General features: G+C 30.2%; 15 protein-coding genes. 12 read left to right on the plus strand and 3 right to left on the minus strand.

What is annotated here, in order from left to right:
• Nucleotides 1-116 precede the first annotated feature (116 nt).
• The 8 genes from DRF60_RS15030 (at nucleotide 117) to DRF60_RS15065 (ending at nucleotide 10614) form a co-directional block, all read left to right on the plus strand.
• Nucleotides 117-1325 carry a site-specific integrase gene (locus tag DRF60_RS15030; RefSeq protein ID WP_116012832.1) on the plus strand — a complete coding sequence of 403 codons (1209 nt, stop codon included), beginning with the start codon at nucleotides 117-119 and terminating at the stop codon, nucleotides 1323-1325.
• 133 nt (nucleotides 1326-1458) lie between these two features.
• Nucleotides 1459-2436: an AAA family ATPase gene (locus DRF60_RS15035; RefSeq protein WP_116012833.1), complete on the plus strand. Its 978-nt coding sequence runs from the start codon at nucleotides 1459-1461 to the stop codon at nucleotides 2434-2436.
• A complete protein-coding gene (locus DRF60_RS15040; RefSeq protein WP_116012834.1) occupies nucleotides 2423-2758 on the plus strand; it encodes a hypothetical protein in 336 nt (111 codons plus the stop codon). The genes DRF60_RS15035 and DRF60_RS15040 overlap by 14 nt, the downstream gene beginning before the upstream one ends.
• Nucleotides 2755-3621 (plus strand): DUF3871 family protein, encoded by an 867-nt coding sequence (locus DRF60_RS15045; protein ID WP_238640220.1) that lies wholly within the window; start codon nucleotides 2755-2757, stop codon nucleotides 3619-3621. Before DRF60_RS15040 ends, DRF60_RS15045 begins: the two co-directional genes overlap by 4 nt.
• Nucleotides 3622-3831: 210 nt before the next feature.
• Nucleotides 3832-4866: a hypothetical protein gene (locus DRF60_RS15050; RefSeq protein ID WP_116012836.1), complete on the plus strand. Its 1035-nt coding sequence runs from the start codon at nucleotides 3832-3834 to the stop codon at nucleotides 4864-4866.
• Between the two features lie 204 nt (nucleotides 4867-5070).
• Nucleotides 5071-6132 (plus strand): DNA cytosine methyltransferase, encoded by a 1062-nt coding sequence (locus tag DRF60_RS15055; protein ID WP_116012837.1) that lies wholly within the window; start codon nucleotides 5071-5073, stop codon nucleotides 6130-6132.
• Nucleotides 6122-9037, plus strand: a complete 2916-nt coding sequence (locus DRF60_RS15060; RefSeq protein ID WP_116012838.1) for an ATP-binding protein — start codon at nucleotides 6122-6124, stop codon at nucleotides 9035-9037. Before DRF60_RS15055 ends, DRF60_RS15060 begins: the two co-directional genes overlap by 11 nt.
• Before the next feature lie 5 nt (nucleotides 9038-9042).
• Entirely contained in the window at nucleotides 9043-10614 is a 1572-nt protein-coding gene (locus DRF60_RS15065) for a response regulator receiver domain (protein ID WP_116012839.1), read from the plus strand.
• A gap of 43 nt (nucleotides 10615-10657) precedes the next feature.
• Here DRF60_RS15065 and DRF60_RS15070 read toward each other — a convergent pair whose 3' ends face one another.
• Nucleotides 10658-11512, minus strand: a complete 855-nt coding sequence (locus tag DRF60_RS15070; protein WP_116012840.1) for a DUF6602 domain-containing protein — start codon at nucleotides 11510-11512, stop codon at nucleotides 10658-10660.
• Nucleotides 11505-12497 (minus strand): HNH endonuclease, encoded by a 993-nt coding sequence (locus DRF60_RS15075; protein WP_116012841.1) that lies wholly within the window; start codon nucleotides 12495-12497, stop codon nucleotides 11505-11507. Before DRF60_RS15075 ends, DRF60_RS15070 begins: the two co-directional genes overlap by 8 nt.
• A gap of 50 nt (nucleotides 12498-12547) precedes the next feature.
• On the opposite strand from DRF60_RS15075, the gene DRF60_RS15080 reads away from it, so the two are divergent.
• From DRF60_RS15080 to DRF60_RS15090, 3 genes are all read left to right on the plus strand, one after another.
• A complete protein-coding gene (locus DRF60_RS15080; RefSeq protein WP_116012842.1) occupies nucleotides 12548-12973 on the plus strand; it encodes a very short patch repair endonuclease in 426 nt (141 codons plus the stop codon).
• Nucleotides 12974-13279: 306 nt separating this feature from the next.
• Nucleotides 13280-13678, plus strand: a complete 399-nt coding sequence (locus DRF60_RS15085) for a hypothetical protein (protein WP_116012843.1) — start codon at nucleotides 13280-13282, stop codon at nucleotides 13676-13678.
• A gap of 161 nt (nucleotides 13679-13839) precedes the next feature.
• Nucleotides 13840-14280 carry a JAB domain-containing protein gene (locus DRF60_RS15090; protein ID WP_116012844.1) on the plus strand — a complete coding sequence of 147 codons (441 nt, stop codon included), beginning with the start codon at nucleotides 13840-13842 and terminating at the stop codon, nucleotides 14278-14280.
• A gap of 92 nt (nucleotides 14281-14372) precedes the next feature.
• Here the strand turns inward: DRF60_RS15090 and DRF60_RS15095 are convergent, their stop codons facing one another.
• Nucleotides 14373-14609: a helix-turn-helix domain-containing protein gene (locus DRF60_RS15095; RefSeq protein ID WP_116012845.1), complete on the minus strand. Its 237-nt coding sequence runs from the start codon at nucleotides 14607-14609 to the stop codon at nucleotides 14373-14375.
• 92 nt (nucleotides 14610-14701) lie between these two features.
• Here DRF60_RS15095 and DRF60_RS15100 point away from each other — a divergent pair, with 92 nt between their 5' ends.
• A complete protein-coding gene (locus DRF60_RS15100) occupies nucleotides 14702-15169 on the plus strand; it encodes a surface-adhesin E family protein (protein WP_116012846.1) in 468 nt (155 codons plus the stop codon).
• Nucleotides 15170-15338: the final 169 nt, after the last annotated feature.

Here is a 15338-nt window from a genome sequence, read left to right on the forward strand (position 1 = left end):
GACGTAAAAGTTGCAGTTTCTGCAATTCCAAAAAGATTGCACTAAAATCAGCTGCCCAATTTATTAAACATTCCATTGGGCAGCTATTTCCTTAACCTATTTAAAAGATAAAAATAATGAATACAAGTATAAAAATTGTACTTGACAGTAGACCTATGTCTAATAATTTGTACACAGTATACCTTAGAATTATCAAGGATAGAAAAAGAAAAAATATAGCTTTAGGTCTAAAGTGTAGGAAAGAACACTTCGAAAATGAACAGTTTCTTAAAGGTCATCCAGACTATAAAGTCGAGAACGACTTACTTATCAGCTTCAAAGCAAGAGCCAATAAGATTATAAGGGACTTTCAAAACGAGGCCAAAAACTTCAGTCTTGATGAGTTTGAAAAGAAATTCAAAGGTAAATCTGACATTAAGAATTGTAAAGTATCTGATTTTTATGATGAAATTATTGAAGAGTTTGAAAGATCTGGGAGAATGGGCTATGCAAAAGCTTTTAAGGATACCAAAATCTCTTTCTTAAAATTTACAGGAAATAAAATAGTATTTAGTGATATTACTACTGTACTCATTGAAAAATACGAGGTCAATTTACGAGAGAAAGGGAATGAAAGTGGTGGAATTAGCTTTAAAATGAGACATTTAAGAGCCTTGTTTAACATGGCAATTAATAGAAAAGTCATGTCAAAAGAAAACTATCCATTTAGGGAATATAAAATTTCTAAACTTAAAGCTGGGAATAATAAAATCGCTCTTAGTATAGAAGATTTTAAAAAAATTAAAAATGTCGATTTATCAAAATTTCCACATTTACATGAAGCTTATAATTACTTTATGTTTTCAGTATACACAAGAGGGATGAATTTCGCTGATATGGCTAAGTTAAAATGGTCAGATATTACAAACAATCGGATTTATTATAAAAGATCGAAAACAGGACATAGTTTCAATATTGAAATAAATGAAGGAATACAAGAAATATTAGACATATATAAAAGTCTGAATAGAGAATCTGGCTATGTTTTTCCTATCCTTCTAAAGGATGATTTAACTCCTAAACAAATTGCTGACCGTAAACACAAAGTATTAGCCAGATATAACGCTAAATTAAAGAAAATTGTAGAGTTAGCAGAAGTAGATAGAAGTATAACATCATATGTGGCTAGACATAGTTTTGCCACGATACTTAAAAACTTGGGAACAAGTGTTGAAAGAATTTCAGAAATGATGGGACATGGTAATATTCAGATTACCATGAGTTATTTGAAAGATTTTGAAAATGAAGAATTAGATAAAGAAAATCGAAAACTCTTAAACTTATAAGCAATGATTTATTTAATTCTGACGACAATTGTCAAATAAAGATATGAGGTTAGTTCCAATTTGGAATTAACCTTTTTTCATTTTGTTAATTAGTAATTAAACAAAGAATATTAACCATTAAATTTTAAAAATTATGCAGTTAAAACAATCACAACGCCAACAGGTAAAACTCAGATTAGGACTATCTGGAGCATCAGGGTTTGGAAAGACCAAATCAGCCTTATTATTAGCTTATGGAATGACACAAGATTGGAGTAAAATAGCTGTTATAGATACAGAAAATTCCTCTGCTTCTTTGTATTCAGATTTAGGGAATTACAACGTTCTCGATCTACAAGCACCTTACTCTCCTGAAAGATATATTCAGGCTATTGAATTGTGTGAGAAATCAGGGATTGAAGTAATAATTATTGATTCAGCGAGCCATGAATGGAATGGTACTGGTGGATGTCTTGATATTCACGAGAAACTGGGAGGAAGATTTCAAGACTGGGCTAATGTCACACCAAGACATCAGGCATTTATCAATAAGATATTACAGTCAAGCTGTCACATTATTACTACCACCAGGAGAAAAATAGACTATTCTTTAGATGTTGGTAGCAATGGTAAAACCAAAGTAGTAAAACATGGAACTAAAGAGATAACTAGGGACGGTTTTGAATACGAGCTGACCATCAATTTTGAATTAGTGAACGAGAACCATTTAGCCAAGGCAAGTAAAGATAGAACAGGACTATTTATGAACAAGCCTGAATTTATTATTACCTCTGAAACAGGCAGAATAATTTTAGAGTGGTGTAGTTCCGGTATTGCAGAAACTGCAAGTTTTGCAAGCTCTTCTGAATCCTCTGTCACTTCTCCGAACTCAACAGATTATTTTAGTCCTTGTGATGCACGCTTCCCGAAAGAACATGGTGTTAACAGCAGCACCAGTAAGGATAGTATCCTGTATAAAATCAGCACCAGTAATACGATTGCTGAACTTTTGGCTATTTACAAACAGTATCCGGAATATCAACAGGAATTGAAGCCTGAGTACGAAACAAGAAAATCATTTTTAATCAAATTATCCAATCCTCAAAACTTTTCAACCAATGGACACTATTAATAAAATCAGACCAGCTGCATTAGAAGAAGCATTTAAACTTAGACCAGCACAGAATATTAAAGAGATTTCTTTGTATGAAAGCAGGATGAACAATGACGTCCATCACCATTCAAATCAGGGTTATTTTGTTCCTGGTACTGTTTCAACTGAAGTAGAATCAAGAGAACTGGAAGAGATAGAGCAAAGTAAGGAGTATCAAGAATTTGATAATTCTCTTCAAAGAATTGAAGTTCACCAGGAGCTCAAACCAATGGAAGTGATACAATATGAACATACCCCCTCATTGAAGCCAATACACAAGCGGTCAATCTCTACCATTTGAAGAATGACTGCATAATACCAGTCTTCAGCAAGGATAACGAAAAAACAATTGCACACCAAGAATTTATCGATGTGGTGATGAATGCAGCACAAAAGGTATTTCCTATTCAAAGTATTACAGAACCGGAGATAAGAGTATCGCACCAGATTAAAGGCAGAACACCAGATGCCATACACTTAAATGTAAAAGATTTATTGGATCACCAAAAAACTATTTATTACGAAAGAATGGCATTTATTATCAGGATTCCTGGTATCACTGATATAGTAAATGGAAATGAACTATCTCTTACAATAGGTGGTGTCAGAAGTTATAATCTGGAAAATCTTTACAATAAGAAAACATTGGAGCGAATTAAGTTCTTCATTGGTTTTCAGAACCAGGTGTGTTGTAATTTATGTGTATCAACAGATGGATTTAAGGAAGATATGAGGGTATCAGGAACTCAGGATTTGTATTCCAAAGCATTGGAAGTAATGCAGAATTATAATGCAGAGCTTCATTTAAATGAAATGAAAGAACTTACTCATGATTCTCTCTCTGAACATCAGTTTGCGCAGCTTATAGGTAGAAGCAGGTTGTATCAACACTTACCAAAACCGGAAAAACAAAATATTCCATTGCTCAATTTTAATGATAGTCATATTAATACAATGGCAAAGGATTATTACGAAGATAAGAACTTTTGCAGACAGGAAGATGGAAACATCAATTTGTGGTCAGTGTATAACCTCTTCACACAGGCTAATAAGTCCTCATATATAGATACTTTCCTGGATAGGAATCTGAACGCTTTTGAATTTAGCAAAGGTATTCAGAAAACGCTCAATGGTAATTCCAGTTACTATTGGTTTTTGAGTTAAAGTTCTGCCTCATATAAGTATGGGGCAGTTTTCTTTATTGTTTGCGTAGGTTATTTTTGAAAAATATTTTGTAAAATTGCTTAATTCTAATAATCAGTATTTTGAACTAATTGTGAATTCTTAAAAATTTGATTTCTGTAGAGATAAAAATTAAATTCTCAATTAGCCTACTGAAAAATTGGAAATGTAAATACTAATAACTTGAACTATATGAATTGTTTACTTTGTAAAGAAAATGAAGCAAACCAAACGGGATCACATATTTTTACACATTCTCTTATTAGCAAGTGTATAAATGAACAAGGTAAGAACGGTAGGGACAGAGAGATAATGTTTGGTTTCTCTCAATCTGGAGAAAAAAGTCTTTTCGTTGGAAGAAAAGTGCTACCTGATAATTTGGCTGAAGTCTTAGGTCGTGAATTGACTGATGACGAAATTGAAAATAATACTAACGGTGCCGTTGTTGACAATATATATTGCTCAAATTGTGAAAAACTATTCGGTATTATTGAGAGTGATTTTTCATCAAAAATATTAACAAACATTCGTGATAATGGTATTTATAGTTATGAATATCCAAACAATATTCTTATAAGACTTTATTTTTATATACAGATTTGGAGAGCTTCGTCATATAGCTATAATGATTGGTGCTTGCCTAATAAAGCTATTGAAGAAGATTTAAGAAAATATATTTACGAGGGATGTTTAGGGTATGAGAAAGGTTTGAGTGGATCTTTTATAAAAGAAATTGTTAAATATCCACTTATAGTAAATTATTTGGAAACACCAGAAGAGGAATCCAGCTCCAATTTAATTTTTATTCCAAAAACAAATAATCCTTTTAGATTCTTTTTGTGTGATTTTGTAATTGAATTTTTTGAGGATTCAAGTAATAAACCATTATTCTCGGAAATCCAGAATTACCATGGGTTAAATGACGATATATCAGAAAAAGATATTAACTATTATGAAGATACATTTATAATAAGAAATATAGCTAATACAAAAAGAAAAAAAATTATTGACTCCTACTGTAAGGAAGAATATGTTGTAGGAGAAATCAAGAGAATCCAAGATTTATTTGTAACTGAGTACAAAAAGATTAATAAAAGAATTCCTACCGACGAAACTATAGCTAAATTTTCTCTTGAAATAGCTTTTGGTGCAGGTGAAGTTCCAACGTTTCAAGCACTATCAGATGAAAGAATAGAAACAGTAGTAAAGAAATATATAGAATTTTAAGTCTCAAACTCAATAAATACCGTATTTTTACGGATTATTTTTTGATATATTTTTAGGAAATTTAAAAACATTTTTTTCAATTGGGAATTGATGTTTTTTTGTATTGATAAAAGGTATATTTTTGAACAAAACATAATTACGGAATCCCGTAATTATGTGGAGATTATAAGTATTAAATTTGTTAACTAAGGTTTTCACTTTAAAATGAATAAATTAAAAGCGGTAGATTTTTTTTGTTCCGGAGGAGGAATGAGTTATGGAATGCAAAGTGCAGGGATACAGATTCTTGCTGGAATAGACTTTGATAAGAATTGTAAGGAGACTTATGAAGCTAATATAGAAGGCGCTGAATTTGTCCATGCCGATGTATTTGATTTAAAAGAAACTGAGCTTGAAAATAGACTTTCATTAAAAAGAAATGATGATGAACTTGTTTTAATTGGTTGCAGTCCTTGTCAATTTTGGAGCATAATTAATACAAACAAAGCAAAATCTGAGAAATCAAAAAATTTATTAGTAGAGTTTTCTCGATTTGTTAAATATTTTCGTCCTGGATATGTTGTTGTTGAAAATGTTCCGGGAGTGTTACGACGTAAAGAGGAAAGTGGCTTAAATGGTTTTATTGAGTGGTTAAAAAGTAATGGTTATGAAAATCCTCATTTTAAAGTCCACAATGTGAATGATTATGGAGTTCCTCAAAACAGAAAAAGATTTACTTTGATAGCTACTCGTATATCTCAGGATGAGATTAAACCTATAGAGATGGAAGGTGAAAAACCTTTAGTAAAAGATGTTTTAGGGGTAGGAAATGGGTTTCCAAAAATTCAGCCTGGACATAAAGACGAATCAGAATTTCTTCATTCAGTTCCTAATATTAGTGAAATCAACAAAAAAAGACTTGAAAAGGTTGAAAAAAATGGGGGGAACAGATTAGGCTTTGCAGATGATCCGGAATTACAATTGGATTGTTTTGTTGGTAAAGATGATTCTTTTAAGGATACGTTTGGTCGATTATGGTGGGACAAACCTGCTCCAACAATTACAACAAAATTTTTTAGTATTTCTAACGGTAGATTTGTACATCCCGAAGAAAATAGAGCTTTGTCAATTAGGGAAGGAGCAACATTGCAATCCTTTCCTTTAACATATAAATTCGATGGTACAAGTACAGCAAATATTGCAAGGATGATTGGTAATGCCGTGCCACCAAAATATGCAACGGCGATTGGTAAAGCGATAATTCAAAATTATAACAATGCAATTTAGAACAAAGGCTAGAGCTGTCGATTTATTAGGGAAAGGACAAATTGCTGATTTACCAACAGCAATTATAGAACTTTGGAAAAATGGCTATGATGCATATGCGGATAATTTAACTGCTGAAATTTTCCAAAAAGAATATGCTGATTTGGAAAATGATTTATTTCTTCTCACGGATGATGGCAAAGGAATGTCTCAATCAGATATATTGGATAAATGGCTTGTTTTAGGGACAGATTCTAAAAGTAGGGCCTTATTAGAGATTAAGCCAGATAAAGAAACACTATGGAAAAAACCTAGAGTTAAAGCTGGTGAAAAAGGCATTGGTCGTCTTTCCGTTGCTTTTTTAGGAAACCCTATGTTGATGTTGACAAAAAGAATCGGATTTCCTTTACAATTACTTTTTTTTGATTGGCGCTTATTAGAGAATTTTAATTTGTATTTAGATGATATTAATATTCCCGTAGCCTCACTAACATCAGAAAGTGATTTTGGCAAAATATTTCTGCAACTTAAAAAAGAATTTTTAAAAAACTTTGATAAGAAAGAAGATTCAGAAGGAAATATTATATGGGAAGATAATCAAGAAGAATTAAAAAATGAAATTATTAATTCAGTTGCAAAAGCTAAGCTTTCTGATAAAATAACAAATACACTTCTTAACAACTTTGATAATTTAAAAGATTCGCATGGTACTAAATTTTTAATATTTGAGCCTATTGATCAAATACTTGATTTGGCAAAGGAGAACCAGGATGATTTGAGAGAAAATAGAGATTTTATTATATCTAGTTTATCGGGATTCTTTAATCCGTTTATACTGGCAAAAAATGAAAAAAATAAAGTAAATACCTATTTTTATATACATCAAACTTTAGGAAAAGACAAAGAAATTTTTAATGAAGAAGCTAAGTTTTTCACAAAAGAAGACTACGATTTTGCAGATATTTTAATTGAAGGTAATTTTAATGGTAATGGGGAATTCAATGGATCGCTTAAAATCTATGATAAAGTTATTTCATATGATTATGATTCTAATAGAAGGAAGTTTAAAAGAAAATACTATGGAAATGTATTTATAAAATTAGGATATAGTCAAGGTAAATTAATAGACTCAAAGCTTAGTGAAACTGCTTTCAAAAAGATAAATGATAAAGTAACTAGAAATGGAGGTTTGTATATTTATAGAGATAACTTCAGAGTATTACCATATGGAAGGCCAAATGCGGATTTTTTAAAATTTGAAGAACGAAGAAATAAGCGTATAGGAACATATTTCTTTTCTTACCGTCGTATGTTTGGTTATCTTGGAATCTCAAGAGATGAAAACCCTGAATTAAAAGATAAATCCAGTAGGGAAGGATTAATTAATAATGATCCATATTCTGCATTCGAATCTGATATAATCGCTTTTTTTATTCAAGTTGCAAAAGATTATTTTTCAGATAAAGCTGAAGAATCTATATTCTTAGATGAAAAAAAGAAATTAAATGAGGAAAGCCAGGCTATTGCTGATGATAAAAAACGAGAAACAGAAGAAAAAAAATTATTTAGTCGTACTTTGTCTGCATATCCTAGCCGTTTTAAAAATTATGAGAAGCAATATCTAAGTATACTTAATGAAATTGAAAAAAAGATTAGTTTAGCAAATAGTACTTACAATGATATTGAAGATTTATTAGATGAACTACATAAATTAGATATAGAATTCGAATCTTTGCTTCCTGAAATGCCTAAAAGATATAAACCTACAGATTTACAATTAGATAGGCTTAATAATTATGAAGAGCAAATTTTTGCTTTTAATAAGAATGTTAAGAAAAGTAGTATTAAAGTGATGAAGAAGGTTAATGAAAAACTTGAACTTCATGAATTAAAACAAGCTTTTACAAAAAATGCTGAAGTCTATAGAAGTGAACTGGAAAGTATTGTCTTAGAGTATTCTAAAAGATTAAAAGTAAAGTTTCAAGATACTCAAAAAGAATATGAAGATCGTTCTTCAAATATTTTATCTACTTATAAAATAGCTGAAAATAATGCTATTGAACAAATCGTAACAAAGAAAGACATAGCAGAGCAGAGTAGAGCTTTAAAATTATTTTTCGATCAAAGAAAGGATGAATTAAATAAAACGTTAATTCCATTCATCGAACATATTGAAAAAATGAACTTCGATATTGATGAAGAGTTATTACAAGGAGCTTATAAAGCCAGATATGATCAAATGCTCCAACAATGGTCAATGATTCAGGAAACGGCACAATTAGGAATCGCTGTGGAAATTATTGATCATGAATTTAATGTTTTATATGCACGTATAAATAGATTGCTCGAAGATTTAGATGGCAACAATCTTTTTATTGAAAATAAACAATATTTACAACTTGAGAGTACATTCCGGACTTTGGAAGATAAATATGATCTTTTGTCTCCCCTATATAGAATAAACGGAGGCAGCATTAAAGAAATCCCTGGAGCTAATGTTATAAGCTATGTTAAAGACTTCTTTGGAAAACAATTGTCTGATGATAAAATAGAAATCACATATAGTAATTCATTTTTCAAACATATTATTCTAATTAAAGAACCAACACTTTATACTGTAATTATAAATATTGTTAACAATGCGATTTACTGGATGAGAAATGCAGAAAGGAAAGAAATTCGTTTTGATTACCTTAAAAACACCCAAGAAATACTGATACTAAATTCGGGGAAAAAAATAGAAGAACATCGACTTTCAAAAATATTTGGCCTTTTTCATTCTAATCGTCCAGGTGGTAGAGGCATAGGCCTTTACTTAGCTAAAGAAAGCCTTAACGAAAATTATTACGACATAGAAGCATCAAATGAACAAGAATATAATTATTTAGGGGGTGCTTGCTTTATTATAAAAACTTTATCAAAATAGTGACCATGACCAAAACTCAAATATATAACTCTAAAGCTCATAAAATTATTAAAGATTCTATAAAATCAGTTGTCTATATTGACGAAAAGGCATGGAATCCATTTGAAAATCGATATAACGATAGTATAGAGGAGCATGTAATTTCCAAAAAATTATATGATAATTTAAAAAGTGAGGGGATTAACCTTAATATCCATAAGTTTTCACCAGGTGAAGAAGATTTACCATTAGATAACCCTATAAAAAAGTACCTTTTTGATGATATTGACTTGGTATTACTAGACTGGGATCTAGATACTGACGCTTTAAATCATTCCGCATTAAAACTTTTGGATAATATTATTAAGCAACCACATATTCACTTTTGTTGTATATATAGTTCAAGTCCTGATTTTGATTCTATAATTAAAAAAATTGAGTCTTTTTTTTCAGGATATTCAAGAGAGCAACTGGATACTGTACGATCTATTTTCGAACATAATGATGATGTTGTAAATTTGGTTAAGCAAATTGATGTAAGTGCACCAGAGGGGAGGTTTATAGGACAAATAAAAGGTATTGATGCGACAATTTGGAATAATATTGTAGCGATAACCGATTTAAAAGACAAAAAAGCATTAATACCAATGGCTTTGTCAATAAATAATGGTTTACCAAAATCAGAGATTCCTTTAGGTTATTCTTCAGAGATTATTTCTAAAATAGGAGATGAATATAGCTTAATTATTAATAATACAATAATTTCAATTTTAAAGAAAAAGGTAAATAAGCCAACTCAATTAATTAAAAATTTTTCTAAGCATATATCAAAAGAGAGAGATAAAAGCTTTTTTAAAATTTTGGGATTGGACATGCAAAATGAATTTTCCAAAAAGGGAGCTTTCATAAATCCTGAGATTTTAAATATTTCGTTAAATACTTTTATGTTTCATAGGAAACAAATAAATTCATTAGGGGCTAAGCCTTCTTTTGATGATTTTTTAAAAGATTTATTGCTTGAGAATGCTAAATTGAACTTAACTAATACAAGTTTAGAGATGCTTGATGATGCTTTTTTAGATTCTTTCAAACCAATTATAAAGAATGTTAAAAATGAAAATTTGGCTTTAATAAATTGTTTTTATAATGGAGCCAAAATAAATGGAGATAAATTTTTGAATTTTGGCGATATACTAATAGATGAAAATAAAAATTATTACTTATGTATTACTGCACTATGTGATTGTATAATCAGAGATAACAAAAGTAATATATCTTTTAAATATTATTTTGTAAAGGGACAAAAGTTGAAATTAGAATCTGCATTCAAAAAAGGTGACGGAGGGTTTATTTCTTATATTAATGAAGAGATTTCAATAAATTGGAATAATGATGAATATATAAAACCTTTTCAATTATATATTCCTGAACCTGAGATTAAAAGTAATGCTTTAACGGCCTTTGATTGGTTAGACAAATGTCCGTTATCACTTTCGTTAAATTATGTATTTACTTTAAAGCAGAATTATGCTCAGCGTATAGCTAATCATGCATTTGGACATCCAGTACGTGTAGGTGTAGATTTTGTGAAGAAATAAGACCATATTAATCGGTTTTTAATTAAAAACCGATTAATTTCTGTTAGACTTGATAGATAAGTTGATGATTTTCTAATTCTTTATTTTTAATAATATATTTTCCTTCTCCCCAAGGTTTATTTATGAATTTTCTATCAATAAATTTATCAATATTAATAGCATCAAAAAGATAGTACCCAATTTGAGGATTACCTCTACTTAATTCGATTCTAGGTAAGTCATTAATCATGGTCGTTAGAAAGCCAACAATTTCGTCGTTGGTGTTATTATCATTGTACGCTTTATGTATCCAGCCTTGTTGAGTATTACACAACCAGCCTTTATTTGCAATACAAATACTACTAATAAGTGGCAGAGTTTCCCAGTTCTCATCTATATCACTATACATCTCTAAAATTTTTTCAGGTTTGTAATTTTTCTGGTTAATGTCAAACGTAAATAATGAATAATGAGGCTTTATAAAATGTGTAGGTATTGCGTAATTATTTTCATCATGTAGCGCTGGGGTACAGATTAATTTTTGGTCCAAATCATTAAATTTAGCAAAAGTATCTTTCAAATTCCTCATATTGAAAACTGATTTAACTTCAATAGTCTTTAATACTGACTCAATAGGGAAAAGTCCTAATTTATCATTTGTTGAAAAAAATATTGGAGGATGTAGATTTTTACTATATATGCATATGTCTATTTCACTTGATATATTGCCATCATAATCAATAATTTTACCATTACCGATAGAATAATTATTATTCAATAACGGTTCAAATAATTGATGTAAAACAATTTCCCGGAGTCTTCCGGTTAAATATGGATGTTTTAGCTGTATTGCTGATTTAGCATCTGATAATGCTTTTTTTATTTGTCCATCCAATATTGTTCTATAATAATCATTCATTATTCATGTTTTTTAAAAAAGTTTTCCATTTAAATTTGAGAGCATCTCCTGATAATGACTCAATTACTGTAGATGATAATTTTTGTTTATTATATTTTATATATTCTGAATTAATAAGAAGATCAGATACTATAACTTCAAACGTAGAAGGATTAATTGAAATAAGATTCAGATCGAATAAAGTATGAATATCAGCTCTTAATAGCAATCCATTGTTTGGATGGTGGTCGTTTTCTCCTCTATATGGCTTAATATGTGCAGCTTCTAATATGTCAACTACATTACATCCCGTTATAATACATGTTCGATTATATTTCTCAAGTAATTTCTTTCTGAAGCTTTGTTGCCCCCTTCTAAGCTTTATTGCTTGTAAAATAATCTCTCTTTCATCCTTCATTTTAACAGTATAAGGAGATTGTTCCTCTTTTACGTATCCTTGCTCCGGAGATAAAATATTATTGTAGGAATCCAATTGTAATTTTTGTTCAATGTCACCAAAAAGTTTAAATACTTTTGAATCTAACCGTTGCATGGACATGTTTTGATTGTAGCCCTTAGTATAAAACGGACGAATTTGTAAAAGATCTTCCCTTTGCCCTTTAAATGGTAGAAAAGTATTAAAAACAGCTTTAAACTTTGTTACAACTTTAGGTTCCTCTAGAGGAATATCAAATGCATGTCCTTTATTGCACCGGTATTTTGGAAATTTTGTTTTGCGTGAATCTATTGTTGTACTTGGACATTGAGGACATCTACGAATTATTTTTTCCCCTTTTGATATATCAATGTAAGCAATGCTTGCAAAACCAAGTATCTTTTTTTTATCTGTAATAATTGCAATGTCGTTTTTCTTAATTTGTTTTGAATTAGGAACCAGACTATCATAATTATAATACTCACTTATACTATCTTCGTAGCTATCAATAGTTTGAAATGACCTATCTACTTCCGCTACGGTTTTAAATATCCAATAATCTCTAGTCATGAAGGAATGATTTTTGTGGTATAATCTTACTCATAAACCCAAATATACAAATGTCTGATATATTTTCTGCGCAAAAACGGTCTGAAATAATGTCTAATATATCTGGAAAAGAAACAAAACCGGAAATATTAGTCAGAAAGTTTCTATTTGCAAATGGGTTTAGATTTAGAAAAAACGACAAACGTTTTCCTGGTACACCAGATATAGTTTTACCAAAATATAAAACAGTTATTTTTATTCACGGATGTTTTTGGCATGGACATGAAAATTGTAAAAAGGCCAAGTTGCCTGCAACAAGAATAGAGTTTTGGGAAGAGAAAATTTCTAAAAATATTTTAAGAGATTCGTCTAATTATAATGAGTTAAAAAAATTGGGATGGAATGTTTTAATAATTTGGGAATGTGACATTAATAATAAGGCTAAAAGAGAAATAACCTTTAGTAAATTATTAGTAACACTAAAATCTCAAATTTAAAATAGCATCTGTTATATCAATATTACACAAAAGATTTCTCAATTTATATTTCTTAACTAAAAGCTATCGCTTCCAACTTACTACTAATCTTATTTTAATTTTCAAAAAAATATCAAAATATATTTATTTTTTTGTGAGTCCCCCTGTATAATACCCCCACCGATTTTGGAGGGTGGAAGTATCCCCCCACCAGTAAAATAAAGAGAAAATTTCGCAAGCAGTAATACAATCAAGGTGATAGCTGATATACTATTGCTCATAATTCTTTTGTTCCTGGTGTTTTATCTAACTTAAAAATCAAAAACAATGGTAACAATTATCAACTACAAAAAAAGACAAAAAGAAGACGATTCTACATTCTATGTACTAGAAGTTCAGGGAGGTGTTGAAATGGTTATGAGCCAAACTACGGGACAATTCTATGCTACATCTAAGAAAGCTTCAATCACATCAACATTTGATGAGGTTACTTGTCAAGCTCTGATGGGTACTCAGATGCAAGGAAGTATTATTAAGCAGGAATGTAACCCTTATGAGTATACTGTTAAAGATACAGGGGAAGTGATTTTACTTCATCACAGATTTGTGTATTCACCGCAGGAACCAGGAAAAGAAAATACTGTTAAGGAACAGATAACCAATAGCTTTGCTAGTGATGTTGAATCCTTTTCAAGAAATGGAAAACATGTATTGACAGAAGCATAGCAGCTTCACTCAACATACAAAGTGCCAAAGTGCCGAATTTTTGTAAAACTTCAAATCTTAAAATTTAGAATCTGCTTACTTCAAAGTGGATCATGAGTAAAAGAAATAGTTTTCAAATATTCCGGCACTTTGGCATTTTTTAACCCTAGCATTATAAATATATGAATCAATTAATGGAAATATCAGTCAATTATAACACGACTAACCAACAAAGAGTAAGAATAACTAGCCATAAGGAGGCTTATGAATTAATTATTAAGAATTGGAATCTTAATATCATTGAATTTCAAGAAGAATGTAAAGTAATTTTAATGAATAAAGGAAATTTCGTTTTGGGTATTTTCGATGTTTCCAAAGGCGGTATAGATAGTTCAGTAGTTGATATAAGAATTATTTTAGCTGTAGCTCTTAAATGTAATGCTACTCAACTGATACTGGTACATAATCATCCTAGTGGAAGCCTCACGCCAAGCAATTCAGACAAAAACATAACTGAAAAGTTAAGTAAGGCTTGTGATTTACTGAATTTAACACTTTTGGATCATTTAATTATTACAAGAAACGATTATTATAGCCTTAACAAAGAAGATAATTTTTTATAGTTCAAACTAGCGCATGTACTACACAGATAGGACATATTTTGCAGTATTTATTGATTTTAAAATTTGTTTGGATTAGTATTAATAGCTGAAATTTATTTTTCTGGTAGCTCAAAATCTAAGAAATCTTTCATTGGAATTTCTAACCCTTCACTAAGTCTATATAACTGATAAATTGTAATATTAGTTTTGCCGGATTCCATTCTGGAAATATTAGTAGGATCAATTTCACCTCTCATTCTGCCCACCAGTTCAACCTGAGTGATACCTTTTTGTATTCTCAATTCCTTAATTCTTTTTCCTACGATTATTTGAATCTCAGATTTTTCCAACTTGACTTATTTGACAAGTCAAAGAAACTGGATATATTTGCCTGAATAAATGTCATATATGACAATTTTTAATTTAACATTTAAAATACACTATGAAAAAACTACTATTTATTACAGCCTTATTATTATCAATTTCAATGTTCGGTCAGCAAGCAGTTGATTCAATATATATTCCTCAATATGACAAAACGTTGGATGAACAAGGTTTTCAATACGTAACCACATCCGTAGACGGTAAAAGATATTATGTAAAGGTTGACAAGTCCCAGAAGCTATTTGATAAGACGATCATATCTGTAGATGTTTGGGTGAAGTATAACTATACCTCTAAAACAAAGGGTAAGAATGGAAAACTAAAGAAAATTGATACTGGGTATTACTTGGAGTATATGAACTTTGATTGCACTGGAAAAGCCTATACAGGAGGAGAAGTATTACAGTATAACTCTATTGGAAAACTTATTAATCGAGATGAAAGGTTCTCGAATATTACACGAAGAATTGTACCAGGTTCAGTAAGTGAAGGGCTATTTGAAGCTGTTTGTCATAAAATCAATTAATCTATATCATACATGGAATATTTACTTCTGATACTGGTAATACCAGTATTGATCATTGTTTCTGTCTTCCTAAGCTTGGTGTTAGGTAGCCTTATTCGTTTCATCAATGAAGGAGATCGTTTTAAAAGTCCTTTGGATGATTATAGACCAATGCCTATAGTTCTTAAAG

The organism is Chryseobacterium elymi (assembly GCF_003385495.1).
GTDB lineage: Bacteria > Bacteroidota > Bacteroidia > Flavobacteriales > Weeksellaceae > Chryseobacterium > Chryseobacterium elymi.

Coding starts and splice junctions, on each gene's coding strand:
- DRF60_RS15040 (WP_116012834.1), top strand. CDS start 2,423: ATGGACACTATTAATAAAATCAGACCAGCTGCATTAGAAGAAGCATTT.
- DRF60_RS15080 (WP_116012842.1), top strand. CDS start 12,548: ATGTCTGATATATTTTCTGCGCAAAAACGGTCTGAAATAATGTCTAAT.
- DRF60_RS15035 (WP_116012833.1), top strand. CDS start 1,459: ATGCAGTTAAAACAATCACAACGCCAACAGGTAAAACTCAGATTAGGA.
- DRF60_RS15030 (WP_116012832.1), top strand. CDS start 117: ATGAATACAAGTATAAAAATTGTACTTGACAGTAGACCTATGTCTAAT.
- DRF60_RS15060 (WP_116012838.1), top strand. CDS start 6,122: ATGCAATTTAGAACAAAGGCTAGAGCTGTCGATTTATTAGGGAAAGGA.
- DRF60_RS15050 (WP_116012836.1), top strand. CDS start 3,832: ATGAATTGTTTACTTTGTAAAGAAAATGAAGCAAACCAAACGGGATCA.
- DRF60_RS15070 (WP_116012840.1), bottom strand. CDS start 11,512: ATGAATGATTATTATAGAACAATATTGGATGGACAAATAAAAAAAGCA.
- DRF60_RS15065 (WP_116012839.1), top strand. CDS start 9,043: ATGACCAAAACTCAAATATATAACTCTAAAGCTCATAAAATTATTAAA.
- DRF60_RS15090 (WP_116012844.1), top strand. CDS start 13,840: ATGAATCAATTAATGGAAATATCAGTCAATTATAACACGACTAACCAA.
- DRF60_RS15075 (WP_116012841.1), bottom strand. CDS start 12,497: ATGACTAGAGATTATTGGATATTTAAAACCGTAGCGGAAGTAGATAGG.
- DRF60_RS15085 (WP_116012843.1), top strand. CDS start 13,280: ATGGTAACAATTATCAACTACAAAAAAAGACAAAAAGAAGACGATTCT.
- DRF60_RS15055 (WP_116012837.1), top strand. CDS start 5,071: ATGAATAAATTAAAAGCGGTAGATTTTTTTTGTTCCGGAGGAGGAATG.
- DRF60_RS15100 (WP_116012846.1), top strand. CDS start 14,702: ATGAAAAAACTACTATTTATTACAGCCTTATTATTATCAATTTCAATG.